This is a genomic window from Falsiroseomonas sp., from assembly GCF_051860665.1.
In the GTDB taxonomy this organism is placed as follows: domain Bacteria; phylum Pseudomonadota; class Alphaproteobacteria; order Acetobacterales; family Acetobacteraceae; genus Falsiroseomonas.
Window position 1 is genome coordinate 286,354 of the sequence record NZ_JBHYDM010000004.1, and the last position, 25,179, is coordinate 311,532.

22 protein-coding genes are annotated in these 25,179 nt (G+C 70.8%); 15 read left to right on the forward strand and 7 right to left on the reverse strand.

All coding sequences use genetic code 11. From position 1 onward, the window contains the following. Positions 1–50 precede the first annotated feature (50 nt). From ACTIF1_RS06465 to ACTIF1_RS06490, 6 genes are read left to right on the forward strand one after another with little or no spacing between them, the layout of a single operon-like run. Positions 51–983: an NAD-dependent epimerase/dehydratase family protein gene (locus ACTIF1_RS06465; protein WP_439595563.1), complete on the forward strand. Its 933-nt coding sequence runs from the start codon at positions 51–53 to the stop codon at positions 981–983. After that, positions 976–2,253 (forward strand): methyltransferase domain-containing protein, encoded by a 1,278-nt coding sequence (locus tag ACTIF1_RS06470; protein WP_439595564.1) that lies wholly within the window; start codon positions 976–978, stop codon positions 2,251–2,253. Before ACTIF1_RS06465 ends, ACTIF1_RS06470 begins: the two co-directional genes overlap by 8 nt. Then, on the forward strand, positions 2,250–3,203 hold the full coding sequence (locus ACTIF1_RS06475) for an NAD-dependent epimerase/dehydratase family protein (RefSeq protein WP_439595565.1): 954 nt from the start codon (positions 2,250–2,252) through the stop codon (positions 3,201–3,203). The genes ACTIF1_RS06470 and ACTIF1_RS06475 overlap by 4 nt, the downstream gene beginning before the upstream one ends. Further along, a complete protein-coding gene (locus tag ACTIF1_RS06480) occupies positions 3,187–4,125 on the forward strand; it encodes an NAD-dependent epimerase/dehydratase family protein (RefSeq protein ID WP_439595566.1) in 939 nt (312 codons plus the stop codon). The genes ACTIF1_RS06475 and ACTIF1_RS06480 overlap by 17 nt, the downstream gene beginning before the upstream one ends. Continuing rightward, positions 4,122–5,114 carry a GHMP family kinase ATP-binding protein gene (locus tag ACTIF1_RS06485; protein ID WP_439595567.1) on the forward strand — a complete coding sequence of 331 codons (993 nt, stop codon included), beginning with the start codon at positions 4,122–4,124 and terminating at the stop codon, positions 5,112–5,114. Before ACTIF1_RS06480 ends, ACTIF1_RS06485 begins: the two co-directional genes overlap by 4 nt. A 32-nt stretch (positions 5,115–5,146) precedes the next feature. Further along, the gene (locus ACTIF1_RS06490; RefSeq protein ID WP_439595568.1) at positions 5,147–8,212 is read left to right on the forward strand and encodes a glycosyltransferase; all 3,066 of its coding nucleotides are present in this window, start codon (positions 5,147–5,149) and stop codon (positions 8,210–8,212) included. Positions 8,213–8,229: 17 nt separating this feature from the next. Here ACTIF1_RS06490 and ACTIF1_RS06495 read toward each other — a convergent pair whose 3' ends face one another. The 3 genes from ACTIF1_RS06495 to ACTIF1_RS06505 form a co-directional block, all read right to left on the reverse strand. Next, a complete protein-coding gene (locus ACTIF1_RS06495) occupies positions 8,230–8,967 on the reverse strand; it encodes an ABC transporter ATP-binding protein (RefSeq protein ID WP_439595569.1) in 738 nt (245 codons plus the stop codon). A gap of 13 nt (positions 8,968–8,980) precedes the next feature. Beyond that, positions 8,981–9,823, reverse strand: a complete 843-nt coding sequence (locus ACTIF1_RS06500; RefSeq protein WP_439595570.1) for an ABC transporter permease — start codon at positions 9,821–9,823, stop codon at positions 8,981–8,983. 64 nt (positions 9,824–9,887) lie between these two features. Beyond that, positions 9,888–10,430, reverse strand: coding sequence for a glycine zipper 2TM domain-containing protein (locus ACTIF1_RS06505; protein ID WP_439595571.1), 543 nt, complete (start codon positions 10,428–10,430; stop codon positions 9,888–9,890). Between the two features lie 323 nt (positions 10,431–10,753). Here ACTIF1_RS06505 and ACTIF1_RS06510 point away from each other — a divergent pair, with 323 nt between their 5' ends. The 9 genes from ACTIF1_RS06510 to ACTIF1_RS06550 all read left to right on the forward strand — a co-directional run bounded on the left by ACTIF1_RS06510 (position 10,754) and on the right by ACTIF1_RS06550 (position 20,401). Next, positions 10,754–12,334, forward strand: coding sequence for a transglycosylase SLT domain-containing protein (locus ACTIF1_RS06510; protein WP_439595572.1), 1,581 nt, complete (start codon positions 10,754–10,756; stop codon positions 12,332–12,334). 2 nt (positions 12,335–12,336) lie between these two features. Continuing rightward, positions 12,337–12,972, forward strand: a complete 636-nt coding sequence (locus tag ACTIF1_RS06515) for a NeuD/PglB/VioB family sugar acetyltransferase (protein WP_439595573.1) — start codon at positions 12,337–12,339, stop codon at positions 12,970–12,972. A gap of 206 nt (positions 12,973–13,178) precedes the next feature. Continuing rightward, positions 13,179–13,454 (forward strand): hypothetical protein, encoded by a 276-nt coding sequence (locus ACTIF1_RS06520; protein ID WP_439595574.1) that lies wholly within the window; start codon positions 13,179–13,181, stop codon positions 13,452–13,454. Positions 13,455–13,508: 54 nt separating this feature from the next. Continuing rightward, positions 13,509–15,641 (forward strand): acetate--CoA ligase family protein, encoded by a 2,133-nt coding sequence (locus ACTIF1_RS06525; RefSeq protein WP_439595575.1) that lies wholly within the window; start codon positions 13,509–13,511, stop codon positions 15,639–15,641. Between the two features lie 2 nt (positions 15,642–15,643). Then, positions 15,644–16,504, forward strand: coding sequence for a MaoC/PaaZ C-terminal domain-containing protein (locus ACTIF1_RS06530; RefSeq protein ID WP_439595576.1), 861 nt, complete (start codon positions 15,644–15,646; stop codon positions 16,502–16,504). 55 nt (positions 16,505–16,559) lie between these two features. Next, a complete protein-coding gene (locus ACTIF1_RS06535; protein WP_439595577.1) occupies positions 16,560–17,240 on the forward strand; it encodes a 3-oxoacid CoA-transferase subunit A in 681 nt (226 codons plus the stop codon). A gap of 287 nt (positions 17,241–17,527) precedes the next feature. After that, on the forward strand, positions 17,528–18,175 hold the full coding sequence (locus tag ACTIF1_RS06540; protein ID WP_439595578.1) for a 3-oxoacid CoA-transferase subunit B: 648 nt from the start codon (positions 17,528–17,530) through the stop codon (positions 18,173–18,175). Further along, positions 18,172–18,948: an enoyl-CoA hydratase/isomerase family protein gene (locus ACTIF1_RS06545; RefSeq protein WP_439595579.1), complete on the forward strand. Its 777-nt coding sequence runs from the start codon at positions 18,172–18,174 to the stop codon at positions 18,946–18,948. Before ACTIF1_RS06540 ends, ACTIF1_RS06545 begins: the two co-directional genes overlap by 4 nt. Before the next feature lie 52 nt (positions 18,949–19,000). After that, complete coding sequence (locus tag ACTIF1_RS06550) at positions 19,001–20,401, forward strand: amidase family protein (protein ID WP_439595580.1); 1,401 nt, start codon at positions 19,001–19,003, stop codon at positions 20,399–20,401. A 51-nt stretch (positions 20,402–20,452) separates the two neighbouring features. On the opposite strand, the gene ACTIF1_RS06555 is transcribed toward ACTIF1_RS06550, so the two are convergent. Genes ACTIF1_RS06555 through ACTIF1_RS06570 form a run of 4 tightly spaced genes read right to left on the reverse strand, consistent with a single transcriptional unit; the run spans position 20,453 to position 25,044 of the window. Next, a complete protein-coding gene (locus ACTIF1_RS06555) occupies positions 20,453–22,003 on the reverse strand; it encodes a D-aminopeptidase (protein ID WP_439595581.1) in 1,551 nt (516 codons plus the stop codon). Further along, entirely contained in the window at positions 22,003–22,914 is a 912-nt protein-coding gene (locus tag ACTIF1_RS06560) for an EamA family transporter (RefSeq protein WP_439595582.1), read from the reverse strand. Before ACTIF1_RS06560 ends, ACTIF1_RS06555 begins: the two co-directional genes overlap by 1 nt. Positions 22,915–22,924: 10 nt before the next feature. Next, positions 22,925–24,070: a mandelate racemase/muconate lactonizing enzyme family protein gene (locus ACTIF1_RS06565; RefSeq protein ID WP_439595583.1), complete on the reverse strand. Its 1,146-nt coding sequence runs from the start codon at positions 24,068–24,070 to the stop codon at positions 22,925–22,927. Continuing rightward, positions 24,067–25,044: a Bug family tripartite tricarboxylate transporter substrate binding protein gene (locus ACTIF1_RS06570; RefSeq protein WP_439595584.1), complete on the reverse strand. Its 978-nt coding sequence runs from the start codon at positions 25,042–25,044 to the stop codon at positions 24,067–24,069. Before ACTIF1_RS06570 ends, ACTIF1_RS06565 begins: the two co-directional genes overlap by 4 nt. Positions 25,045–25,179: the final 135 nt, after the last annotated feature.

Here is a 25,179-nt window from a genome sequence, read left to right on the forward strand (position 1 = left end):
ATCCGCATCCTATACGTCACAACAACCCGATCGGGTCGAGGAAGAAACAAATGCATGTGCTCGTCACCGGCGGGGCCGGCTATATCGGTTCCATGCTGGTTCCTGCGCTGCTGGCGCGCGGCTGGCGGGTGACTGTCCTGGATACATTCGCAGCGGGGGAACCTTTCCTGGCCCATTCCTGCGCCGATCCGAATTTCAATCCGGTGCGCGGCGATTGCCGCGACATGCGCGTGGTGGAGCCGCTGCTGCGGGAGGCCGATATCGTGCTGCCGCTGGCGGCGCTGGTCGGCGCGCCGCTCTGCGCACGTGATGAGATCGGCGCCACCTCGCTGAACCGCGACGCGGTGGTGGATCTGGTGAAGCGCGCCGGCCGGCAGCAGCTGATCGCCTATCCCACCACCAATTCCGGCTACGGGGTCGGCGAGGGCAATGCCTTCTGCACCGAGGAATCGCCGCTGCGCCCCGTCTCGCTCTATGGCCGCACCAAGGTGGATGCGGAGGAGGCGGTGCTGTCGCATCCGAACTCGCTGTCCTTCCGCCTCGCCACCGTCTTCGGCATGGCGCCGCGCATGCGGCTCGACCTGCTGGTGAACGATTTCTGCTGGCGCGCCGTGAACGATCGCGCCGTGGTGCTGTTCGAGGCGCATTTCCGTCGCAACTACATCCATATCCGCGACGTGGTGAAGGCCTTCCTGCACGGCATCGACCATGTCGATGCGATGCGCCAGCAGGCCTATAATGTGGGCCTGTCGGAGGCCAATCTCTCCAAGGCGCAGCTCTGCGACCGCATCGCGAAGCACGTGCCCGGCTTCGTCTGGCTGGAGGCGCCGGTCGGCGAGGATCCGGACAAGCGCGACTACATCGTCTCCAACGACAAGCTGGAAGCCACCGGCTGGAGGCCCGACCATGGGCTGGATGCCGGCATCCAGGAACTCATCAAGGGCTATCGCATGCTGCGCAACGGGCGCTTCGCCAATGTCTGAGGTGAAATCCCGCATGGTGGTGCCGCCGGCCGGCGTGATGCTGGACATGTCCTGCCGCTGCTGCGGCGGCCACCGGGTGGAGCTGGTGATCGACCTGGGCGACCAGCCGCATTGCAACCGCCTGGTGCGGCCGGAGCTGGAGCCGGGCGTGGAGCCGCACTATCCGCTGCGCCTCGGCTTCTGCCGTGACTGCAGCATGGTGCAGATCGACCATACGATTCCGAAGGAATCGATGTTTTCCGACTATCCCTACGTCTCAGGCACCACAAAGACGCTGCCCGCGCATTTCCTGGCGACCAGCCAGCGGATCGCCGCGCGCTACGACGTGAAGCCGGGCGATCTCGTCGTCGATATCGGCAGCAATGACGGCACCTGGCTGAAGCAATGGGCCTTCAGCGGCGCCCGCGTGCTGGGGGTGGAGGCGGCGGGCAATGTGGCGAAGCTGGCGCAGGATGCCGGCGTGCCGACCTGGAACCGCTTCTTCAATGCCGCCTGCTGCGCCGATATCCGCAAGGAATTCGGCCCCGCGAGGATCATCACCGCCGCCGGCGTCTTCTTCCACCTGGAGGAGCTGCACAGCGTGGTGGATGGCATCGCGCAGCTGCTGGCCGAGGACGGCGTCTTCGTGGTGCAGGCGATCTATCTCGGCGGCATGGTGGAGAATACCGCCTTCGACCAGATCTATCACGAGCATCTCTGCTACTACACGCTGAAGTCGCTCTCCGCGCTGTTGGAGCGGCATGGGCTGGAGGTCTTCTCCGCCGAGCTGGTCGATATCCATGGCGGCAGCATCGAGGCGCATGTGGCCCGCAAGGGCGCCCGCCCGGTGCAGGACAGCGTGCGCGCGATGCAGGCGCAGGAGATCGCCAAGGGCTTTGGCGAGATCGAGACCTACCGCACCTTCGCCGACAATGTGCTGGACCTCCGCAAGCGTCTCGTCGCGCTTCTCGAAGGCTACAAGAATTCGAAAAAATCGGTCTGGGCCTATGGCGCGCCGGCCAAGGGCGCGACGCTGCTGAACAGTTTCGGCATCGGGCCGGATCTCGTGCAGAAGGCCGTCGAGAAGAACCCGATGAAGGTCGGCCTCGCCATCCCCGGCGTGCGCATTCCGATCGAGGCGGAAGAAGGCGCACGCCCCGATGCCTACCTCGTGCTGGCCTGGAATTTCATCAACGAGTTCCTGGTGAAGGAACGCGACTACCTCGCGGGTGGCGGTGAGCTCGTGGTGCCGATTCCGAAGGTGCATGCCTACGGGAAGGAATCCGCGTGAGCCTTCCGGAGGCCGTCCTCGTCTGGGGCGCCAGCGGCTTCATCGGGCGCAATGTGGTCGATGCGCTGGCGGGGAAGGTGCCGATGCTCATCGGCGTCACCGCCTCCGGCACGCCGGTGCCGGGCTGCACGCAGACCGTTGCCGCCACGGCGGTGGCAAATCTGCCGGCGCTGCCGGCGGGAACGGCGATCATCCATGTCGCCGCCTTCCGCTACTACGCCTCGCAATTCGGCAAGCAGCAGCAGCAGATTCTCGCCGCCAACCTGGCGATGACGGAGCAGGTCTACAGCTTCGCCATGGCCCGCGGCATTTCGGAAATCCGCGCGGCCTCCTCCTCCGCCGTCTATCCGGCGAGCTGGGCAGTGCAGGATGATGCCATCCCGCTCGACCTCAACGACTGGCCGCATGATGGCGAAGCCGCCTATGCCTGGTCGAAGCGCTGGGGCGAGATCACCGCCGAACTGTGGCGGCGTCGCGCGGGCATCCACACGATAAGCTTCCGCCTGACCAACCCCTATGGCCCGCATGACACGCTGGACGAGGCGGAGGCGCATGTCGCGACAGCCTTCGTCATCCGTGCCGCCGGCGAGGCGCCGGAATTCGAAGTGCGCGGCGACCCGGATGCCGAGCGCGATTTCGTCTATGCCGGCGATGTCGCCGCGGCCTTCGTGGAATCCCTGAAGCTGCGCGGCGTGACGGACGTCGCAAACCTCGCCTTCGGCGAAACCCGCACGGTGCGCGACCTGGCGAATTGCGCCATGCGCGCCGCCGGCCGCATCCGCCCCATCAAGCTGACCTCGCCGCCGGCCGCGGGAAATCGCGGCGTGAAGGTCCGCCGCGCCACGGCCACGAAGCTGCGCCAGCTTCTGCCGGACCTCGCCCCCTTCCGCACGCTGGATGACGGCATGGCCGCAACCCTCGCCTGGTATCGCGATGCCCTACGCCGATAGCCCGACCATCATCCTCGGCGCCGATGGCTTCCTGGGGCGCAACCTGGTGGAGCGCTGGCAGGCGGAAGGCTGGCCGGTGCATGCCATCGGCCGCGCCGCCGGCGACTTCTGCGACTATGCCACCGTCGATCGTGCCTTCCGCGAGGCGCCGAGGGCGGGGCGCATCTTTCACGCCATCACCAAGCAGAGAACCGGCCAGATCCAATACGCCATGCAGGGGGAGCTGCTGCGCGACAATGCCCGCATCCACCTGAACGTGCTGGATGCCTGGCGGGCGCATCAGCCCCAGGCCAAGCTGGTCTCGCTCGGCTCCTCCTGCACCTATGCCGAATCGGACCATCCGACGGCGGAGGCGGAATTCGGCATCGGCCGGCCGCATCCCTCCGTGCAGGGCTATGCGCTCGCCAAGGAACTGCTCGCCATCGGATGCGAAACCTTCGGCCGGCAATATGACATGCGCTGGCTGCACTGCGTGCTGGCCACCGTCTATGGCCCGCATGCGCATAGCGAGGACAGCCGCGCGCATTTCATGGCGGCGATGATCGAGCGTGCGATCCGCACCCAGGCCTCCGGTGCCATGGAATTCGAGGTCTGGGGAAACCCGCGCACGGTGCGCGATCTTCTGCATGTGCATGACCAGATCGATGCCATCCTCGCGGCCGATGCCGCCTTCACCGATTGCGTGCTGAACGTGACGCCGAACGCCCCCGTGGAGATCGGCGACTGCGCGCGGGCCATCCTGGCCGCGCTGCGCTGGGACGCCCGCATCGTCAGCCCGCCCGGCTCCTTCCAGGGCGCGGGCTACAAGAGCCTCGATTCGACCCTCTTCCTGTCGAAGACCGGTTGGCGCCCGAAGCTGAGCGTGGAACAGGGCGTCGCCCAGATCCTGGCGGCGCGGAAGTTGGAGAAGCCCCACGCATGATGACGGTCTCCCGCACGCCGCTGCGCGTCTCCTTTTTCGGTGGCGGCACCGACTATCCCGAATATTTCGCCCGCGCCCGTGGCGCGGTGCTGGGCATGGCGATCGACCAGTATGTCTATGTCGCGGCCCTGCGGCTGACCAATATCCTCGACTACCGCTACCGCATCTCCTACTCGAAGATGGAGCAGGTGACGGAGCTGGATGCGATCGAGCATCCCGTGGTGCGGGAGGCGATCCGCCACTACGGCTATGCCAGCCCGCTGGACATTTCCATCATGGCGGACCTGCCGGCGCGCAGCGGCCTCGGCTCCTCCTCCAGCTTCACTGTGGGCTTCGTGAACCTGCTCTTCGAGCTGCTGGGCCGCGGCGCCACCAAGATGGACCTGGCGCGGGAGGCTGTGCATGTGGAACGCGGCCTGCTGGGCGAGAATTGCGGCGTGCAGGACCAGCACCATGCCGCCTTCGGCGGGCTGAACCGCTTCGATTTCGAAGGCAACCGCACCCGCATCAGCCCGATCCAGATGACGGCGGATTGCCAGGCGGCGCTCACCGGCTCGCTCTTCCTGGTCTATACCGGCGTCACCCGCTTCGCCTCCGCCACGCTCGACGAGCAGATGACCAAGACCAGGTCCGGCGCCTCGGACAAGGACCTGACCCATCTGCTGGCGCTGGTCGACCAGGCGCAGACGGTGCTGGAAGGCAATGATCCCGCCGCCATGCTCGCCGAATTCGGCGCCATGCTGCATGAGGGGTGGGAGACCAAGAAGCGCCTCTCCTCGAAGGTCTCCAGCCCGCAGATCGATGCGCTCTACGACAAGGCGCGCGCGGCCGGCGCGCTGGGCGGCAAGCTCTGCGGCGCCGGGGCCGGCGGCTTCCTGCTGATGCTGGTGCCGCCCGACCGGCAGCCGGGCTTCCGGGCCGGCATGGCGGACCATGCCCTGATTCCCGTCGGGCTGGATACGCTCGGCGCAACCATCCTGAGGGGGTGACGATGGCGGCCGCAGCGCATCCCGGAAGGCCCGTGCCAGGACCCGGCGGCCGCCGCATCCTGATCCTCGATACGGACCTCTATGGGCAGGTGGGCGGCGGCCAATCCGTGTTCCGCCGCATCATCGCGCAGCGGCCGCAGGATGCCTTCTTCTATTTCCGCCGCCTGGAGGGCGCCGAGGCGCCGCGGCCCGCCAATGCCTTCGGCATTCCCCTGACGCAGCACTGGCGGCCGCTGCCGCAGGCCGTGCCCGCCAATCTGCGGCATTTCCTCTGGGTCTGGTTCATCGCCCGCAACATGGCGGATGCGGTGACAGAGAGCCTGGGCCGGGTCGATTTCGACGTGGTGGATGCGCCGGACTATGCGCAGCTCGGCCTCTTCATCCGCGCCGCGCTGGCGCTGGAGCAGTGCGGCGTCGGCGTGGTCGCGGTCTCGCTGCATGGCACGCTCTCCGACGCCTTCCGCGGCGGCTGGCCGAGCGGGGCCAGCCAGGCCACCCTGCTGGCGGAGCTGCGGCTGCGCGAAAGCCTGCAGTTCCGTGTGGCCGATGCGCGCTATGCGATCAGCACACGCTACGCTTCGGCCTGGCAGCGCCGCGCGCCGCTGGCGGTGAACCACCTGGACCCGCTGGTCATCACCGGCGCCCCCGCGCCGCGGCCCGCCAGCCGGCAGCAGGGCGCGCCCGACCTCGTCTTCGCCGGGCGGCGGGAGAAGTGGAAGGGGCCGGATCTCTTCATCGACACCGCCTGGTGCCTGCCGGCGGACAGCTACCGCCAGCTGCTGCTGATCGGGCCGGAAGGGCCGAACCACCTGGGCCAGGGGTCGGAGGCGACGCTGCGCGCCGCGGCGCGTCTGCGCCGGCTGGAGGATCGGCTGCAGCTGGCCGGCACCCTGCCGCCGGCGGCGCTGCAGGCGCAGTTGCAGGACCGCAGCCTGCTGCTGCTGCCCTCCCGCCACGACACCTTCAACCTGACGGCGCTGGAAGCGATCTGCGCCGGCTGCCCGATCCTGGTCTCGGACCGCGCCGGCGTGGCGACCTGGCTGCGGGACAATCTACCGGAGCTGGACTGGACGGTGGCCGGCATCGATTGCGCGCGCAGCTTCGCGCATCAGGCCGAGATCCTGCTGCGCGACTACGACCGCCACCGCGACGCCCTGGGCGATGCGCTGCGCCGCGCGGCGCTGCAGCCGGATCCCGAAAGCCTGGCGCGGATGCATGAGCCCGCCGGCGCCTGGGATGTGCGGGCGCGGGAGACGGCGATCGAGCTGGCCACCCGGCTGGCGCCCGGCCTCATCGACGGCCGCCGCAGCCCGCGGCTGCGGGCCCAGGTGGCGGTGCAGCAGGGCCTGCGCCGCCTGGGCGGGCGGATCCCGCAGCCCACCCGGCTGCGGCTGCGCGGCGTGCTGCTGGCGCCGGGCCTGTCCGGAAAGGGCGCGGCCCTGGGGCGCGAGCTGCGGGAGATGGTGGAGGCGCGCTTCCTGCGCGGCAGCCCGGCCTTCGACCGGATCCGCGGCACCATGGCGCTGTCCCGCCAGCTGCACGGCTTCGGGACCCTGCCGCAGGCCCTGGACCGCCTGCACCAGATGCCCGACCGCTCGGCGAAGGAGGCGGAGGCGAAGCTGCGCTACCTGACCTCCCTGGTGCCGGTCCATCGCGTCGGCCGCCTGCCGCTGTTCCGGGAGATGGCGCGGCTGGAACGCCGGCTGGGCAATCCGCTGACCGCCGCCACCTATCTGCTGCGCACCCTGCGCTGGAGCGGGCGGGACCTGCGCGGCGACCTGCCCTTCATCACGGAGACCCTGCGGGAGAACAACTTCGCGCGGGAGGCCGAGGTCGCCGCCGCCATGTTCGGCCCGGCGGCGGAGCAGCGCGCGCGCTGCCTGGCGCTGATGCAGGACGCCTATGCCCGCAACCGCGACAAGCCGGAGCAGCCGCTGGCGCGGCTCGAGGATCGGCGCGGCACGGCGCCGCGTGCGGTCGCGGTCATCGTCTCGCTCTACAATGCGGCGGACAAGCTGCCGACGCTGCTGACCATGCTGGCGCAGCAGACCCTCGCCCGGCAGGGCGGGGTGGAGGTGGTGCTGGTCGACAGCGGCTCCCCCGCCGATGAGCATGGCGCCTTCGCCGCCTTCGCCGCGGCCCATCCGGACCTGCCCATCCTCTATGCCCGCTCGGCGCAGCGGGAGACCATCCAGGCGGCCTGGAATCGCGGCATTCGCCTCTCGCGCGCCCCCTACCTCGCCTTCCTCGGCGCCGATGAGGGGCTGCACCCCGATGCGCTGCGCCAGCTCGCCGCGCGGCTGGATGCCAGCCCCGAGGTGGACTGGGCGATGGCGGACAGCATCGTCACCAATGTGGACCGCCACGGCGTCTATGATTCGGACGTCATGCCCTATGACCGCACCGGCTTCCGGCAGGACCTGGTCTATCTGGAGACCTGCTACCTGTCCTGGGTGGGCGGGCTATACCGCCGCTCCATCCACGACCGCTTCGGCTGGTATGACGAAAGCTACCGCGCCGCCGGCGACACCGAATTCAAGAACCGTGTCATGCCGCATATCCGCAGCGCGCATGTGCCCCTGCCGCTCGGCGTCTTCAACAACTACCCGGAGGAGCGCACCACCCAGCATCCGCGGGCGGAGATCGAGGATCTGCGCGCCTGGTATCTGTGGCGGACGCCGGCGGGCATGGACTATGCCTTCGCGCACCGCCCGGCGGCGGAGGCCTCGGCCCTGTTCCAGGACTGCTTCGGCTACCGCAAATCCTATTGCGGCCATCTCTCGACCGACTACGACCTGGCCGAATCCCTGGCCGACCACCTGATGCGGCGGGAGGATGCGCCGGGCTTCGCCTCCGCCGGCTGGCAGGAAAGCCGCCGCGCCCTGGCCCTGCTGCGCGATTTCGAATCGCCGCCCGGCGTCGGCGAGGGCACCGGCACGCGCCTGGCCAATACCATCTGGGGCGTCGGGCGGCTGCGCGATGCCAAGGCGCTGGCCCGCCAGCAGGAGGCCCGGATCGGGCTGCCGCAGACGCCGCGCTTCGATGTCTTCAACGACAATCGCTACGAGCAGCATTGGTGGTCCTGGAGCCTGGGCTGAGGCCCAGGCACCGCCACTCAGCCCGCCGCTTCGAGTCCGGCCAGCACCTGCTCGACCGGCCCATCGGCCAGGATCACCCCGCCCTCCAGCCGGATCGCCCGGTTGCACCAGCGGCGCACCACGGCGAAGTCATGCGTCGCCACCACCATGATATCGGCGCCGCCGACCAGCCGGGCCAGGCGTTCCTCCGCCTTGGCCATGAAGGCGGCGTCGCCGGCCAGGAACCACTCATCCATCAGCAGCACCTGCGGCTGCATGGCGGTGGCCATGGCGAAGGACAGGCGGACGCCCATGCCGGCGGAATAGGTGCGGATCGGCACGTCGAAGAAATCGCCGAGGCCGGCGAATTCCGCCACCTCCTCCGCCAGCCGGTCGCATTCCGCATCCGACAGGCCGCGATAGAGGCCACGCAGGCGCACATTCTCCCGCCCCGTCGATTCCATGTCCATGCCGGCGGCCACATCGATCAGCGCGCCGATCTGGCCGGTGACGGTCAGGCTTCCGGCCACCGGCTCATAGACGCCGGCCAGCGTCCGCAGCAGCGTGGTCTTGCCCGCGCCATTGGGGCCGACCAGCGCCACGCGGTCCCCGGTGCCGATGCGGAAGTTCAGGTTGCGCAGCGCGGTGACGACGATGCGGTTGGAGGGGTCCGTATGCAGCCGGGTCTTGCCCATCAGCCGCTTCTTCAGCGACCGCGCGCCGATATGGTAGTAGGGGAAGTCGAGGCAGAGCCCCCTGGCTTCGATCACCGCCATGGAATGCGCCCCCTCAGACCCAGAAGGCCACGCGGCCGCGGAAGCGCACGAAGAAGACCGCGGCGATGGTGACCGTCGCCAGGGTGTAGAGCACCGCCGCCAGCCAGGCGAGCGGCGGTCCGCCGCCCTCCACCAGCGGGCCGCGCACCGTCTCCAGGATCGCATAGAAGGGGTTCAGCGGCATCCAGGCCTCCCAGCCGCCGAGCAGCCTGGGCTTCCACAGGATGGGGGTCAGGAAGAAGGCCAGCTGCATGGTGCTGCCGACGATCGGCCCGATGTCGCGGAAGCGGGCGCAGACCATGCCGAGGAACAGCGCGACCGCCACCGAATTGATGGCGATCAGCAGGAAGCCCGGGATGGCCAGCAGCGCCTCCGGCCCCGGCAGGTGGCCGCAGACCAGGAAGATCACCAGGATCAGCGGGAAGTTGTGCGCCGCGATGATGCCGTTGCGCATCACGCAGCGCAGTGCATGCACCGTATAGGGCAGCGGCAATTGCCGGATGATGCCCTCGCTGGCCGTCAGGCTGGTGGTGGCGTCGTTCACCATCTGGCTGATGGCGTTCCAGATCACCAGGCTGACCGCCAGATGCGGCAGATACTCCCGCAGCGACATCTGGAACAGCGCGGAATAGAGCAGCCCGAGGCCGAGCAGCATGGCGCCGGTGGACAGCGTCAGCCAGAAGGGGCCGAGCACGGAGCCGCGGTAGCGGTTGCGAATATCCAGCCAGGCGAGGCTGGAGGCGAGCCGCCAGCGGCTGACGCCCAGGCGCAGGTCCTCAATCGCCTTGCGCAGGCGCTGCGGGTCCGCCGCATCGACATGGTAGGCCGGAATCGGCGCGGCGGTTCGCTCGAGCATGCGGCGGCTCATAGCCCGGCGGCTGGCGCCGGGCCAGTGGTGGCGCGCGGGGCTCAGGCCCCGGTTACTTGGGGTTCACCCCATGGCCCTGCGGGGTCGCATAGCCCTGGGGGGCATAGCCCTGGGGCGGCGGCCCGCCGGCGGCGCGGGACAGGCGCACGCGGTCGGAGCGGGAGATCACCACCCGGTCGCCGGCCTGCAGCCCCTCCTCATTGGTCTGCACCACGGCGATATCGCCGCCATTGTCCTCGCGCACGATGAACTCGATCGCGGTGCCACGGGTCATGCCGCCTTCCACCGCGTTGCCGGCCAGGCCGCCCAGCAGCGCGCCGCCCAGGCCGGCCAGCAGGTTGGACCGGGTATCGCCGCCGATGAAGCTGCCGGCGATGCCGCCCGCCACGGCGCCGCCCACCGTGCCGATGCCGCTGCCGCCGCCGGCCACCTGGACCGGTCGGCTGCCCACGATGGTGCCGTAGGAGACATGGGCGGCGGAGCCGAGCGAGCGGGCGGAGACGGTGCTGCCGGTCTGCGTCGGCGCGCAGCCGGGCAGGGCGGCGACCAGCGCCAGGGCGGCGACGGCGGGGATCAGCCTTTGGGACAGGCGCATCTGGAAATCCTCGAGCGGTATCGGCGGCCAAAGCCGAATCGGGCCGCGGCTTCGCGCCGCGACCCCAGAGATAGGCATGGCCGCCATCCTGTTCCACCACGATGGCGCGATGAGGGCAGAGAGCCCCCTGCACTGCCATGATCTCGTCCTTGCGCCGGCCGGTCGCAATGGGTTAGGCAACTGGCTCCGAGACTTGCGAGCAGACTTGAACGACGGGACGGAAGTCGGGGTTGGCCTGGGCCGGGGCATCGCTAGGGGGCGGTGCCGCGGCCGGGGGGGCAGGCCTCGGGGATCGGCACCCGCATACCGACGGAGAGCCTGGCATGAACCGGTTCAGCGCTGCAGGACGGCCCCTGGCTGCCTGCCTGCTTCTGGGGATGCTTGCCGCCTGCGGCCAGACCACCCAGCGGCCGGTCACCCAGGCCGCCGTGTCCAATTCGCAATGGGCGCGGCCTTCCAGCTACGACCCGCCGGGCCCCTCGCATGACCCCTGGGGGCCCTATATCAGCCAGGCCTCGCAGCGATTCGACATTCCGGAACGCTGGATCCGCGAGGTGATGCGCCAGGAATCCGGCGGCCGCGTCTCCGCCACCTCGCCGGTCGGCGCCATGGGGCTGATGCAGGTGATGCCCGGCACCTATCGCGAATTGCAGGCGAAATACGGCCTCGGCTCGGATCCCTACCACCCCTGGGACAGCCTGATGGCCGGCACGGCCTATCTGCGGGAAATGTACGAGCTCTACGGCGCGCCGGGCTTCCTGGCAGCCTATAATGCCGGCCCGCGGCGGCTGGAGGACTATCTCTGGGGCGGCCGCGGCCTGCCGGCGGAGACGCGCAACTACGTGGCCCGCATCGGCCCGCGCATCCAGGGCGCGCATCCGAACCGCCGCGCGGCGCCGGAAGTCTATGCCGCCGCCGAGATCCCGCTGAACATCCCCGCCGGTCCGCGCCGGGGCGATACCGCCACCATGCTGGCGCTGCGCGACCAGCGCCGCGCGGTGGATCCGGGCATCCAGGTGGCGCGCCTGCCCGCCGGGCCGGTGGTGCGGATGGACCCGATCCCGGATGGCTCGACCCAGGCCTATTCCCCGGCGCCGACGCAGCTGGCCTCGGCCGGTGGCGTGATCGTCAGCCAGGCCTCGGCGGCCGCGCCGCAGGGCGCGGTGGTGGCCATGGCGCCGGTCGCCAGCCTCGGCGATTTCCAGAACCGGATGGAGCCGATTTCGAGCCCCGGCGACAGCCAGCCGCCCGCCGCGCCCGCCACATCGAGCCTGGGCGGCAGCTTCGCCAGCTACCAGCAGACCGGTGCCCCGGCTGGCGTGCAGCCCGCGGTGCAGATGGCGCGGATGGAGCCGGTGGTGAGCCCGGGCGACCCGGGCAGCATCCAGGCCGAGCCGCTGCCGATGGCGGCCCCGCCGCCGCCCGCGCCCAGCAGCCGCCTGGCCCAGGCGGGGATCGTCACGCGGGACCCGGCGCCGCGCCAGCTGGCGCCCGCCCTGGCCGCGCTGCAGCCCGCCGCCCCGGGCAGCCTGCCCTTCGTGCGGGTGGACCCGCCGGGCCTGGCCGCGGCGCCCGCGCGCAGCGGCTTCGCCCTGATCCCCCAGGCCCAGGCCAGTACCCTTCCGGCCCGGCCGGCGCCCAGCGCCGCGGCGGCGCCCGCCGGTGGCGGCGGCTGGGCGATCCAGGTCGGGGCCTTCGCCTCGGAGAACCTGGCCCGCGCCGCGGCTGGCCAGGCGCGGGACCGAGTCGGCGCCTCCGGCACCCGCACCCTGGTGCAGGCCGCACCGCAGGGCCGCACCACCCTCTACCGGGCGCGGGTGCTCGGCCTGGCCGATCGCTCCGCCGCCGAGCAGGCCTGCGAGCGCATTCGCAGCGCCTGCATCGTGGTGGCGCCCGGCGTCTGACGATGCGTCCCTTGCCGGCGCCGGTGCTGGTCATCGGCGCGGGCGGGCATGCGCTGGTGGTGATCGAGGCGCTGCGCGCCATGGGTCGGCCGGTGGCCGGCCTGCTGGATGATGGCGCGCCGCGCCCCCCGCTGCTGGGCTGCGCCATCCTCGGCACCACTGCCCTGCTGCCCGATCTGCGCCGCCAGGGGCTGGCGGAGGCCGCGGTGGCGGTGGGCGACAATGCCACCCGCCTGCGGCTCGGCGCGCTTTGCGAGACGGCGGGCTTCGGCCTGCCGCTGGTGCAGCATCCCGCCGCCCTGGTCTCCCCCAGCGCCCTGCTCGGCGCCGGCTGCCAGGTGATGGCGCGGGCGGTGGTGGGGCCGCAGGCGCGGCTGGGCCGGCTGGTGCTGGTGAATACCGGCGCCATCGTCGAGCATGAATGCCGGCTGGAGGAGGCCGTGCACCTGGGCCCCGGTGCCGTGCTCTGCGGCGGCGTCGCCGTGGGGCCGCGCAGCCTGGTCGCGGCGGCCGCGGTGGTGCGGCCGGGGGTGGCGCTGGGGGCGGATGTGCAGGTGGCGCCCGGCGCCGCGGTGGGCGGGCCGCTGGGCGACGGCGCCCGGGTGGGCGGCGTGCCGGCCCGGCCGCTGCCGGGCTGAGCAGGGCCGGTTGCATCAGGCGCCGCGGCTTTGCCCGGAATGGGCGAGGCCCGGCCCCAGCCGCGCAAGATCGTCCAGTCTCGCGGCGGATGACGCGGCAAAGTTGTCCGGACCTGTCACCCTCCCGTGTCCGCGTGTCGAAAAAAACGACCTCTGCGACCCAAGGATGCTGGCGCGGTCCTTTCGGATTGGGAATACTTCGCCGCATGGTGACCCAGGCCGAAAACCCGAACGATCCGCGTGGCCTGCTGGGCCTGCGTCCGCCGGCCGAACTGGCCGAGGGCGTGATGCAGCCGCGTGTGGAGCCGGCCCCGGCCGCGGAAGACGGGACGCCGCAGCGACCGCACTATCCGGTGGTCTCCTCGGGCTGGGATGAGGAGGATAGCCGCCCCGCCGGCAAGACCAGCGACCTGATGACGGCGGTGCTGGCCGGCGGTGTCCTGCTGGCCGCGATGGTCGTGCTCGGCCTGCTGATCGGCTGACCCGGCGCGGGACTTGCCGCGCCCCCCAGCCTCCCGCAATTTGCCCCCGGCTGCATGGGGGAGGCGTCGCTGGCATTCCGGGAACTCGATCGGCTGTTGCGGCCGCGCTCCGTCGCCGTCATCGGCGCCTCCGACGACGCCACGCGAATCGGCGGGCGGCCGCTGGCCTATATGCTCTCCCAGGGTTTTGCCCAGGGTCGGGAGGGCGCGCTGATGCCGGTGAACCCGAACCGGGCGACGGTGCAGGGCGTGCCGGCCTTCGCCAGCGTCGCGGCCCTGCCGCAGGCGCCGGATGCGGCGATCGTGGCCATCCCCGGGGAGGCGGCGATCCAGGCGGTGGCCGATCTCGGCGCCAAGGGCTGCGGCGCGGCCATCGTCTTCACCGCGGGCTTTGCGGAGACCGGGGAGGCGGGGGCGGCGATGCAGGCGCGACTGCTGGAGGCGGCGCGACCTTCCGGCATGCGGCTGCTGGGGCCGAACTGCCTCGGCATGTTCAACGCGACGCTGGGCTACTACCCGATCTTCTCGGCCAGCTTCGAGAATGGCTGGCCGCGATCCGCCAGGCCGGGCACCGGCGGGGTGGGCATCGCCAGCCAGTCCGGCGCCTATGGCAGCCATCTGTTCGCCGCCGCCCGCGACCGCGGCATCGCCACGCCGGTGCTGGTGACCACGGGCAATGAGGCCGACCTCGGCCTGTCCGACATCATCGGCTGGATGGCGGAAAGCGAGGAGGTGCAGGTCATCGCCGCCTATGCCGAGGGCATCCAGAACGGCCCGCGCTTCATCGCCGCGCTGCAGGCCGCGCGCGCGGCGAAGAAGCCGGTGGTGATGATGAAGGTCGGGCGCAGCGCGCTCGGCCAGGCGGCGGCACAGTCCCACACCGCCTCCATCGCCGGCGACGACCGGGTGATGGATGCCGTGCTGGCCGAATTCGGCGTGCACCGGGCGCGCACCACGGAGGAACTGCTGGACGTCTGCTACGTCGCCCAGCGCGGCATTTTTCCGAAGCGCAACTCGCTCGGCGTGGTCACCATCTCCGGCGGCGCGGGCGTGCTGATGTCGGACGCAGCCGAGGCCGTGGGCCTGCCGATGCCGCCGATGCCGGAAGCGGCGCAGGCGAGACTGAAGGAACTGGTGCCCTTCTCCTCGCCGCTCAATCCGGTGGACTGCACGGCGCAGGCCTTCAACGACATGAGCGTGATCGGCGCCTTCGCCGAGTCGATGGTGACCGATGGCGGCTATGCCAGCGTCATCGCCTTCTTCACCCAATGGGGCGCCAGCCCCTCCACCGCGCCGCGGCTGCGGGCCGAGTTGAAGAAGGTGCTGGACGCCCATCCCGACCGCATTTTTCTCCTCTCCATCCTCGCCCCCATCGAGCGGGTGCGGGACTGGGAGGCCGACGGCTTCCTGTGCATGGAAGACCCCTCGCGGGCCGTGGTGGCGCTGGCCGCCATGGGCCGCTTCGGCGCGGCCTTCGCCGAGCCGCCGGCCGTCGCCGAGGACCTGCCCGAAATCCCGCTGCCCGAGGTCTCGCCCAACGAGGCCGAGGCCAAGCGCATCCTGGAAGCCGCCGGCATCCCCCTGGTGCCGGAGGCCGCCTGCCAGAGCGCCGAGGATGCGGTGAATGCCGCGGAGGCCATCGGCTATCCGGTGGTCGCGAAAATCCTGTCGCCGGATATCCTGCACAAGTCGGAGATCGGCGGCGTGCTGCTGAATCTCGGCCATGCGGCCGCGGTGCGCGAGGGTTTTGCGCTGCTGAAGCAGCGCGCCCGCGCCCATGCCCCGAATGCCCGCATCGATGGCGTGCTGATTGCCAAGCAGGTGGTGGGCGGGACGGAAATCGCCCTCGGCGTGGTGCGCGACCCGGTCTTCGGGCCGATGGCGATGGTGGGCCTCGGCGGCGTCTTCATCGAGATTTTTGCGGACGTCGCCTTCCGCCGCTGCCCGGTGGACGCGGCGCAGGCGGAGGCGATGATCCGGTCGCTGCGTGGCTTTCCGCTGCTGGATGGCGCGCGCGGCAAGCCGAAGGCGGATGTGGCGGCCCTCGCCCAGGCCCTAGTGGCGCTGTCCCGCTTCGGCGCGGCGGCGGGGCCGCGCCTGGCCTCGGCCGAAATCAACCCGCTGCTGGTGCTGCCCGAAGGGCAGGGCGCCTTCGCCGCCGACGCCGTCCTCGAACTCACGGACTGACCATGCCGATCGACTACCAGACGCTGCTCAACTTCCCGATCCCGGAAATCCGCCAAAACCTTCGCTGGCAGGATTCGTCGCTCTATGCCCTGTCGCTCGGCCTCGGCCAGGATCCGATGGACGAGGCGGCGCTGCGCTATGTCACCGAGGGGCCCGCCATGCGCGCCCTGCCGACCATGGCGGTGGTGCTGGGCTATCCCGGCTTCTGGCTGGCGGATCCGGCGACCGGCGTGGATGCCGTGAAGCTGGTGGCCGGCGAACAGGCCGTGGAGCTCTTCGCGCCCCTGCCGACCAGCGGCACGGTGGTGGGCAAGTCCCGCGTCACCGGCCTTGTGGACCGCGGTGCCGGCAAGGGCGCGCTGCTCTACACCGCGCGCGACATCATCGACGGGTCCACGGGCGCCAGGCTGGCCACGGTGGAGAACACCACCTTCCTGCGCGGCGATGGCGGCTTCGGCGGTCCCGATGGCCCCGTGAAGCGCCTGGCGGCCGAGCCCGATACCGCGCCCGAGATCACGCTGGACCTGCCGACGCGGCCCGAAATGGCGCTGCTCTACCGCCTGAACGGCGACCACAACCCGCTGCACAGCGACCCGGCCCTGGCGGCCAAGGCCGGCTTCCCGCGCCCGATCCTGCACGGCCTCGGCACCTTCGGCGTGGTCGGCCGCGCGCTGCTCGCCACCATCTGCGAGAACAACCCGGACCGCTTCGGCCGCATGGAATGCCGCTTCTCCGCCCCCGTCTTCCCCGGCGAGACCATCCGCACCGAAATCTGGCGCACCCCGACCGGCGCCGCCTTCCGCGCCAAGGTCGTGGAGCGCGAGATCACCGTCATCAGCCACGGCGCTTTCCGCACCCGCTGAATCTGGACGCCCCACCCCCAAGGGGCTACCAAAACCGCGCAAATTGAGGGCGGATATGATCAACAAGATCGTCCAGTCGATCGCCGACTCGCTGGAAGGCGTGAAGGACGGCGCCACCATCCTGATGGGCGGCTTCGGCGCCGTCGGCCAGCCCGACGAACTCATCGAAGGCCTGCTGGAACAGGGCGCGCGCGACCTGACCGTGGTCGCCAACAACGCCGGCGCCGGGAAGGTGGGCCTGGCGCGGCTGATGATGGAAGGCCGCGTCCGAAAGATCATCTGCTCCTTCCCCCGCTCCGCCGGCTCCACGGTCTTCGAGGAACTCTATCGCGCCGGCAAGCTGGAGCTGGAAATCGTCCCGCAAGGCACGCTCGCCGAACGTATGCGCGCCGCCGGCGCCGGCATCCCCGCCTTCTTCACCCCCACCGGGGCCGGCACCAAACTCGCCCAAGGCAAGGAAAGCCGCGTCTTCAACGGCCGCGAACACATCCTCGAAACCGCCCTGCCCGGCGACGTCGCCCTGATCGAAGCCTGGCAAGCCGACCGCTGGGGCAACCTGACCTACCGAGAATCCGGCCGGAACTTCAACCCGGTCATGGCCATGGCCGCCACCCTGACGGTGGCCCAAACCCACCACATCCTGGACCTCGGCGAGATCCCCCCCGACAACGTCCACACCCCCGGCATCTTCGTCCAACGGGTCGTCCAGGTGGAACGCGGGGCGCCTTGGGTGTAGCGGTTGGGTGGTTCGCAGGAGGGGCTCTGCCCCTCCCGCACCCTCCCCGCCAGGAGGCAGTGGCCTCCTGGACCACGGGACCTTGAGGGGAGATGGAGAGGGGCCGGAGCGCCCGCCGATCCAGCGGCCCCGCTGGCCCCTCTCCATCTCCCCTCATGAATCGAAGGGTTCCAAGGGGCCACTGCCCCTTGGCAGGGGGTGCAGGGGGACAGCGTCCCCCTGCGAACCACGCAGCGCAACCCAAGGGCACCCGCGTGTCCTCGGGACGATCCGATGGAGGCGAGCTGATGGCGGGTGTGACGCGGCAGGGGATGGCGGCGCGGGTGGCGCGGGACATTCCGGAGGGGTGGTTTGTGAATCTCGGGATCGGGATTCCGACGATGGTGGCGGATCATGTGCCGGTGGAGCGGGAGGTGATCCTGCATTCCGAGAATGGCATTCTGGGGATGGGTCCGGCACCCGAAGCCGGCAAGGGCAATGCCTGGCTGGTGAATGCCGGCAAGCAGCAGGTGACGCTGCGACCCGGCGGGAGCTTTTTCCATCACGCGGACAGCTTTGGGATGATTCGCGGCGGGCACATTGATTTGTGCGTGCTGGGGGCGTTTGAGGTCGCGTCGAATGGCGACATCGCGAATTGGGCGACGAGCGAGAATGACTCGGCGCCGGCGGTGGGTGGCGCGATGGATCTCGCCGCGGGGGCCAAGCGGCTTTGGGTGGTGATGGACCACACGACGAAGGACGGGCGGCCGAAGCTGGTGGAAAGCTGTGGCTATCCGCTGACGGCGCCGGGGGCGGTGCAGCGGGTCTATACCAACCTGGCCGTGGTGGATGTGGTGCAGGGGCGCGGCTTCGTGCTGCGGGAGATTCTGGCGGAGGGCATGTCCTTGGCGGAGTTGCAGGCGCAGACGGGCGCCGTGCTGCATACCGACGCATGAGCGAGCCTCCGGTGATGCGCGTGGTGCAGGCGCGCGAGGGTGGCGTGCTGACGCTGACGCTCGACAATCCGGCGCGGCGCAATGCCTTGTCCGTGCCGCTGCGGGAGCAGCTGTTCGAGGCGCTGGAGGCGGCGCAGGGCGATGTGGCGGTGCGCGCGGTGGTGGTCACGGGGTCGGGCGGCACCTTCTGCTCGGGCGGCGACATCTCGGGCATGGATGTGCGGGATGCCGAGCAGGGGCGGGAGAGGATGCGGCGCACGCATCGCATCATCCGGCTGATGGTCGGCGGGCGGCTGCCGATCGTCGCGGCGGTCGAGGGCTGGTGCGTCGGCGCCGGGCTGTCGGTGGCCTGTGCGAGCGACACGATCGTGGCCTCGGCCGAGGCGCGCTTCATGGCGGGCTTCAACAAGGTGGGGCTGATGGCCGATCTCGGCCTGCCCTTCACCCTGCCGGCGCGCATCGGCGTGGCGCGCGCGCGCCAGGTGCTGTTCTACGCGGAGCCGATGGACGCGGCGGCGGCGGAGCGCATCGGGCTGGTGGATCGCGTGGTGCCGAAGGGCACGGCGCTGGGCGAGGCGCAGCGCATCGCCGCGGGCCTCGCGGCCCAGGCCGCCCTGCCGATCGCGCTGACAAAACGCATGCTGGCCGAGGGGCTGGATGCGGCGCTGGAGCGGGAGCGCGACTGGCAGACCATGTGCTTCCTCTCGGCCGATCACGCGGAAGGCCGCGACGCCTTCATGGGCAAGCGCGAGCCGGTCTTCGGCGGCGGTTGACCAACCTCCCCTCGCGACGCAGCCTGATGGCGACGCAAGGGGATGCTTCGCGATGACCGAATACTGGCGCCTGCCGGCCACCGAAATCGCGGCGCTGGTGCGCTCACGCCAGGTGAGTGCGACGGAGGTGGCGCGGGATGCGCTGGCCCGCCTCGAGGCCGCGAACCCCGCGATCAACGCCGTGGTGGATCATCGGCCGGAGGATGTGCTGGGCCAGGCCGCGGTGATCGATGCGGCGCTTTCGCGCGGCGAGGATCCCGGCCCGATGGTGGGCGTGCCCGTGACGATCAAGGTCAATGTCGACCAGACCGGCTATGCCACGACGAACGGCCTGCGCCTCCAGAAGGACCTGGTGGCGACGCAGGACAATCCGGTGGTGGCGAACTTTCGCCGCGCGGGCGCGGTGCTGCTCGGGCGCACCAATACGCCCGCCTTCTCGCTGCGCTGGTTCTGCCGCAACAGCCTGCATGGGCATACCAGGAACCCGCGCGATCCGGGCATCACGCCGGGCGGGTCCTCCGGTGGCGCGGCGGCGGGCGTCGCGGCGGGCATCGGCGCGGTGGGGCATGGCACGGATATCGGCGGCTCCATCCGCTACCCCGCCTATGCCTGCGGCGTGCATGGGCTGCGGCCGACGCTCGGCCGGATTCCCGCCTGGAACGCCTCGGGGGCGGAGCGGCATATCGGCGGGCAGTTGATGGCCGTCTCCGGCCCCATCGCCCGCACCATCGCCGACCTGCGCCTGGCCTTCGCCGCGATGAGCCAGCGGGACGTGCGCGACCCCTGGTGGGTGGACGCCGCCCATGCCGGCCCGCCCGTCGAAAAGCGCGCCGCGCTCTGCATCCGCCCCGAGGGCATGGCCACGGTGCCGGAGGTGGAGGCGGCGCTGCGCGACGCCGCCCGGCGGCTGGAAGCCGATGGCTGGGTGGTGGAGGAGGTGGACTGCCCGCCGCTGCGCGAGCCCGCCGCGATCCAGGCCATGCTCTGGCTGGCCGAAAGCCGCCGCGGCCTGAATGCGGCGCTGCGGGACGAGGCCGACCCCGACGCCAGCTTCGTCTTCGCGCAGATGGAGGCGCTGTGCCCGGAGCCGGACCTGAATGCCTTCATGGACGGCCAGCAGAAGCGCGCCGGCTTCGTGCGCGCCTGGATGACCTTCTTCGAGCGCTATCCGCTGGCCATTACCCCCGTTTCCGCCGAGCTGCCCTTCCCGGACCAGGACGATGTCTCCAGCCCGGAGCGGTTCCGCTCCGTGATGGAGGCCCAGCTCACCCAGGTCGGCCTGCCGCTGATGGGCCTGCCCGGCCTGGTGGTCACCACCGGCCTGGTCGGCCGCGTGCCGGTGGGCGCGCAGTTGCTGGCCGGCCGCTACCGCGAGGACCTGTTGCTCGCCGCCGCCGAGGTGATCGAGGCGGCGGGCGTCCCCGCCAGCCCCGTGGACCCCTTCGGAGGATAGCACGCTCCCTCCCCCCTTCTCAGGGGGAGGGTCGGGGTGGGGGGCCAGGCGCTACCCCACCCGCTCGTACCAAAGCCCCCGCGCCAGCCAACACCCCACCGTCACCCCGGCAACGCGGCCATCCGCCCCGCGCCGGAAGGCCAGCGTCCAATCCCCCGGCGGCGTATGGTCCAGCGCGCGCCAGCAGGGCAGGGCCCAGAGGTTTGGCCCGATCGGCTCCAGCAGCTCCATCCGCCCCTGGCCGAGGAAGCCGGAAAAGCCGCCATAGGCGACGCCGCCTGCCTCCGTCACCCAGAGCTCCGCATCCAGCTCCGCGCAGCGATAGCGGCCGGCGAGGCCCGGGGCCGCTTCGCCTTTGCAGGGGATCAGCAGGCTGGATTGCCCCTCCTGCGGCCGGTCCATCCACAGCCCTTCCGGCGTCGGGCGCAGCCGGGTGCGGCCCGTGCCGGCGCTGCCATCGGGGCAGAGTTCCAGACGTTCCGCCCCATGGCCGAAGCGCAGCCGCACCACGCCAGGCGCCGCGCTGTCCAGCCGCACGGAAAGTCCCGTCTCCGGCTCCAGATAGGCGCCCAGCCAGTCCGGCGGCGGCAGGCTGGCATCGGGCTGCGGCGCCTCCGCCCCCAGCACCGCGGCCAGCGCCTCCAGCGCCGCGGCATTGGCGTCCGAGAGGTGGTTGAACATCACCACGACTGAGACGCGATGCGCCGGCGCATAGAGCCGATGGCTGCGCCAGCCGCGCAGCGCGCCGCCATGGCCCAGGATGGGCGTGCCCCAAACCTCGGCGCGGCCGAGGCCGAAGCCATAGGGCGCCGGGCTGCCATCGGCGAAGGGAACGGGCGCGGCGAGGCGGGCATGCAGGCTGTCCGCATCCTCGCGCGTCGCGTCGATGTGGCGTTCCCAGGCGATCATGTCGTCCAGGCTGGCGCCCAGGCCGGCATCGCCGGTCCAGATCACCTTGTTCACCGCGGGTCGGAAACCACCGGCCTGGCTGCCCTCATAGCCTTCGGTGCCGTCCGGCATGGCGCGGGTCTCGGCGGCCAGGATGGCGCTGTCCATGCCGACGGGCCCGAAGATGTGGCGGCGCAGAAGCTCGGCAAAGCTGCGGCCGGTGACGTCCTGCAAGGCGTCGGAGATCAGCCGGAAATTCTGGTTCACATAGGAATAGCGGGTGCCGGGCGCGAAATGCAGGCTGGTGGTGCCGGCGATGACCTGCGCGGCCTCCACATCGCCGAAGGCGGATTCGGCCGGCGCACCGTGCAGCATGGCGACGGCCCAGTAGTCGCGCAGGCCGGACTGGTTATGCGCCATCAACCGCGCGGGCGGTGCGGCCTCGCCCAGCCGCGGCAGGCGCGCGCGTATCGCGGCATCCAGCGCCTCCGGCTGGCCCAGCGCGGCGAGCATGGTGCCGCAGGTGAATTGCTTGGTGATGGAGCACATGCGGAACAGCGTGCGCGGCGTGAAGGGAATGCGGCGCTCCGCATTCGCGAAACCCCAGGCATGGCGGGCCAGGACCTGACCCTGCCGCAGCACGGCGATGGCGCCGCCCGGGCCGGGGTAGCGGCGCGGCAGGTCGCGCAGGACGCGGTCGAGACGATCGGACATCAACGGCTTCCCCAAAGCACCAGCACAACCCCCGCCACCACCACCAGCGATCCCACCACATCCGCGCGCGTCGCCTTCTCCCGCAGGTAGAAGCGGCTGAAGGCGAGGGTGAAGAGAATCTCCACCTGGCCCAGCGCGCGCACCAGCGCGACCGGGGCGAGCGCGAAGGCGGAGAACCAGCAGGCCGAGCCGAGCGCCGACAGCGCGCCCACCTGGCCGCTATCCCGCCAGGTGGCGAAGACCGCGCGGAACTGGGAAGGCTCCTTCACCGCGAGATAGGCGCCCTGCATCAGCGTCTGCATGGTATTGATGATGACCAGCAGCAGCAGCGCCTTGAACACCACGTCGCTGCCCGGCATGGCCTGGTTCGCCGCCTTGATCAGCACGCCGGTGAGGCCGAAGCAGAAACCCGCGCCGATGCCGCAGAGCGCCGCCGGCTGCATCAGCCCGCGCAGCAGCTCGCCCGGGCTGGTGCCACGCCCGGCGAGCGAGAGATAGAGCACGCCGCCGACGCCGATGGCGATGCCGAGCCAGGAGAGCAGCGACAGATGCTCGCCCAGCAGCAGCGTGGCGACGAAGGCCGCCTGCATCGCCTCGGTCTTCGCATAGGCGGTGCCGACGGCGAAGTTGCGATGGCCGAAGGCCATGATGAGCAGGTTGGTACCCAAAATCTGCCCGAAGCCGCCGGCGGCACAGAGCGCCAGCACGGTGAGGGACAGCGCCGGCAGCGTGCCGCCGAAGACGGCGGCATAGAGGCCGAAGATCGCGAGCCCCACGGGCACGCCATAGAGGTAGCGCACCACCCCCGCGGCATTCACCGAAAGCTGCCCGCGCAGCCGCTGCTGCATGGCGGTCCGCCAGCACTGGAACAGCGCGGCGGAGAGGGTGAAGCCGATCCATCCGGATATCATCCGGTGGTTATCAGCCCAGCCGCGGGTCCAGCCAAGGCCGGTCCATGCGTTTCCATGCGGGAAATGCGCCGGGGTTCAGCGTGATGCCGAGGCCGGGTGCCTTTGGCAGCAGCGCGGCACCGTCGACGAAGCGCAGGCTCTCGCCCTGCACGATGTCGAAGAAGGCCTCCGTCTCGCCGTACTGCACTTCCAGCACCAGGAAGTTGGGGATGGTGGCGCAGAGATGCACGGAATGGGCGTGGCAGACCGGGCCGGTGGGGTTGTGCGGCGCGATCTCCACCCCCGCGGTCTGCGCCAGGGCGGCGATGCGCTGGATCTCGCCGAGCCCGCCGGCATGCTTCGCATCGGGCATCAGCACGTCGTAGCAGCCGGCCTCCACCAGCGGGCGATAGGCGGCGAGGCCGGAGAGGCTCTCGGCGCCGGCCAGCCGCATGCCGCGCGCATTCGCCAGGCCGCGCAGCCGGACGATCTCGGCGTGGTTCGCCTCCGCCACCGGACATTCCAGCCAGAACAGATTGTCGGCGGAGAGATCGCGGATGAGCTGCGCGGCGCCGCCGGGGGAGAAGCGCCAATGCGCGTCCACCATCAGGTCCACATCCGGCCCGATCGCCGCGCGTACGGCGGCGATGCGGGAAAGGCCTTCGGCATAGGCGGCGCGATTGGCGGCGGTGCGGCCATCCTCCCAGACCATCGGCTCGAAGGGTGCCAGTTTCACACCCGCGAAGCCTTCCGCCACGGCGCGCGTCGCGGCCGCCGCGAATCCTTCCGGCGTGCGCGGATTGGCGCCGCGGTTGATATTCGCATAGAGCCGCACGCTGTCCGAAAAGGCGCCGCCGAGCAGGCGGTGCAGCGGCTCCCCGTTCCGCTGCGCCGCCAGGTCGCACAGCGCCTGGTCCAGCGCCGAGATCGCGGTGGCCGTCACCAGCCCGCCCGGCGCATGCGGCAGGTAGCGGGCGATGCGGTTGCGGTCGCGCGCATCCTCGCCCTGCAGGTTCGCCGCAATCCGGGAAACCTCGGCCGCCATCAGCGGCTCGTGATTCGCCAGCGTGCATTCGCCGAGGCCCGTGCGGCCATCCTCGGTGGTGACCTCCAGAAAACTCCAATTGGTCTTGGGCGTGACGTTGAAGCCGCGGAAGGCGATGCCGGTGATCTTCATGTGATGCTGATATTCGCGCGGGTGGCCAGGTCCTTCCACTTGGCGATGTCGCTGGCGACGCGGGCCATCAGCACATCCGGTGTGCTCGCCACCACCTGGCCGCCGATCAGCTTCACCCGCTCCATCACCTCCGGCAGGCGGCCGATGCGCTGCAATTCGGGCACCAGGCGGTCGACCACCATCTGCGGCAGGCCGGGCGGGCCGAAGAGCGCGTTCCAGGCGATGGTCTCGAAGCCGGCGAGGCCTGATTCATGCAGCGTCGGCACCTCCGGCAGGTCCGGCCAGCGTTCCAGGCTGGTCACCGCCAGCAGCTTCACCTCGCCGCGGCCGACGAAGGGCATGATGTTCACGAGGTTCGCGATCAGGAAGGGCGCGTCGCCGGTGATCACCGCCTGGCCCATCTGCGGCGCGCCGCGATAGGGGATGTGTTCCATCCGCACGCCGGCCATCATGCAGAAGAGCTCGGCCGAGAGATGGGCGGAGGAGCCGACGCCGCCGCTGCCGTAGTTGTAGTGGTTTCCCGGCTTCGCCTTGATCGCCGCGATCAGCCCGGCGACGTCCGCCACCGGGAAGACGCGCGGATTGACCACCAGCGCATTGGGCCCGGTGACCAGCAGCGAGATCGGCGTGAAGTCGCGGGCGAGGTCATAGGGCAGGTCGGGGTAGATCGCCGCATTGATGCCGTTGGACCCGGCATTGCCCATCAGCAGCGTGGTGCCGTCCGGGGCCGCGCGGAACACGTTCTCGACGCCGAGGCGCCCGCCGGCGCCCGGGCGGTTGTCCACCACGAAGGACTGGCCGAGCGCGCGTTCCAGATGCGGGGCAAAGAGGCGGATGGTGGTGTCGTTGCCGCCGCCCGGCGCGCCGGGTTCCACGATGCGGACGGGCCGGCTCGGCCAGGATTGCGCGCGGGCGAGGCGGGGTGCGGCGAGGCCCGCGAGGGCCGTGGCCAGCAGGGTGCGACGTTGCGGCATCTTGGGCCGTGCTCCGGGACGTTTCTCCGGAGGGCATCATGGCGCGGGGGGAGGGGCGGGGCCAGCCTTTGGGGAGCTTTGCCCCCACCCCGACCCTCCCCCGCAAGTGCGGGGGAGGGAGCAGGTTATATCCCT

Excerpts from the sequence above, each read along its gene's own strand:
- ACTIF1_RS06560 (WP_439595582.1), bottom strand. The coding sequence starts at position 22,914 with ATGATATCCGGATGGATCGGCTTCACCCTCTCCGCCGCGCTGTTCCAG.
- ACTIF1_RS06510 (WP_439595572.1), top strand. The coding sequence starts at position 10,754 with ATGAACCGGTTCAGCGCTGCAGGACGGCCCCTGGCTGCCTGCCTGCTT.
- ACTIF1_RS06520 (WP_439595574.1), top strand. The coding sequence starts at position 13,179 with ATGGTGACCCAGGCCGAAAACCCGAACGATCCGCGTGGCCTGCTGGGC.
- ACTIF1_RS06465 (WP_439595563.1), top strand. The coding sequence starts at position 51 with ATGCATGTGCTCGTCACCGGCGGGGCCGGCTATATCGGTTCCATGCTG.
- ACTIF1_RS06505 (WP_439595571.1), bottom strand. The coding sequence starts at position 10,430 with ATGCGCCTGTCCCAAAGGCTGATCCCCGCCGTCGCCGCCCTGGCGCTG.
- ACTIF1_RS06555 (WP_439595581.1), bottom strand. The coding sequence starts at position 22,003 with ATGTCCGATCGTCTCGACCGCGTCCTGCGCGACCTGCCGCGCCGCTAC.
- ACTIF1_RS06540 (WP_439595578.1), top strand. The coding sequence starts at position 17,528 with ATGGCGGGTGTGACGCGGCAGGGGATGGCGGCGCGGGTGGCGCGGGAC.
- ACTIF1_RS06545 (WP_439595579.1), top strand. The coding sequence starts at position 18,172 with ATGAGCGAGCCTCCGGTGATGCGCGTGGTGCAGGCGCGCGAGGGTGGC.
- ACTIF1_RS06495 (WP_439595569.1), bottom strand. The coding sequence starts at position 8,967 with ATGGCGGTGATCGAAGCCAGGGGGCTCTGCCTCGACTTCCCCTACTAC.
- ACTIF1_RS06530 (WP_439595576.1), top strand. The coding sequence starts at position 15,644 with ATGCCGATCGACTACCAGACGCTGCTCAACTTCCCGATCCCGGAAATC.
- ACTIF1_RS06565 (WP_439595583.1), bottom strand. The coding sequence starts at position 24,070 with ATGAAGATCACCGGCATCGCCTTCCGCGGCTTCAACGTCACGCCCAAG.
- ACTIF1_RS06550 (WP_439595580.1), top strand. The coding sequence starts at position 19,001 with ATGACCGAATACTGGCGCCTGCCGGCCACCGAAATCGCGGCGCTGGTG.
- ACTIF1_RS06535 (WP_439595577.1), top strand. The coding sequence starts at position 16,560 with ATGATCAACAAGATCGTCCAGTCGATCGCCGACTCGCTGGAAGGCGTG.
- ACTIF1_RS06515 (WP_439595573.1), top strand. The coding sequence starts at position 12,337 with ATGCGTCCCTTGCCGGCGCCGGTGCTGGTCATCGGCGCGGGCGGGCAT.
- ACTIF1_RS06525 (WP_439595575.1), top strand. The coding sequence starts at position 13,509 with ATGGGGGAGGCGTCGCTGGCATTCCGGGAACTCGATCGGCTGTTGCGG.
- ACTIF1_RS06485 (WP_439595567.1), top strand. The coding sequence starts at position 4,122 with ATGATGACGGTCTCCCGCACGCCGCTGCGCGTCTCCTTTTTCGGTGGC.
- ACTIF1_RS06480 (WP_439595566.1), top strand. The coding sequence starts at position 3,187 with ATGCCCTACGCCGATAGCCCGACCATCATCCTCGGCGCCGATGGCTTC.
- ACTIF1_RS06470 (WP_439595564.1), top strand. The coding sequence starts at position 976 with ATGTCTGAGGTGAAATCCCGCATGGTGGTGCCGCCGGCCGGCGTGATG.
- ACTIF1_RS06500 (WP_439595570.1), bottom strand. The coding sequence starts at position 9,823 with ATGCTCGAGCGAACCGCCGCGCCGATTCCGGCCTACCATGTCGATGCG.
- ACTIF1_RS06570 (WP_439595584.1), bottom strand. The coding sequence starts at position 25,044 with ATGCCGCAACGTCGCACCCTGCTGGCCACGGCCCTCGCGGGCCTCGCC.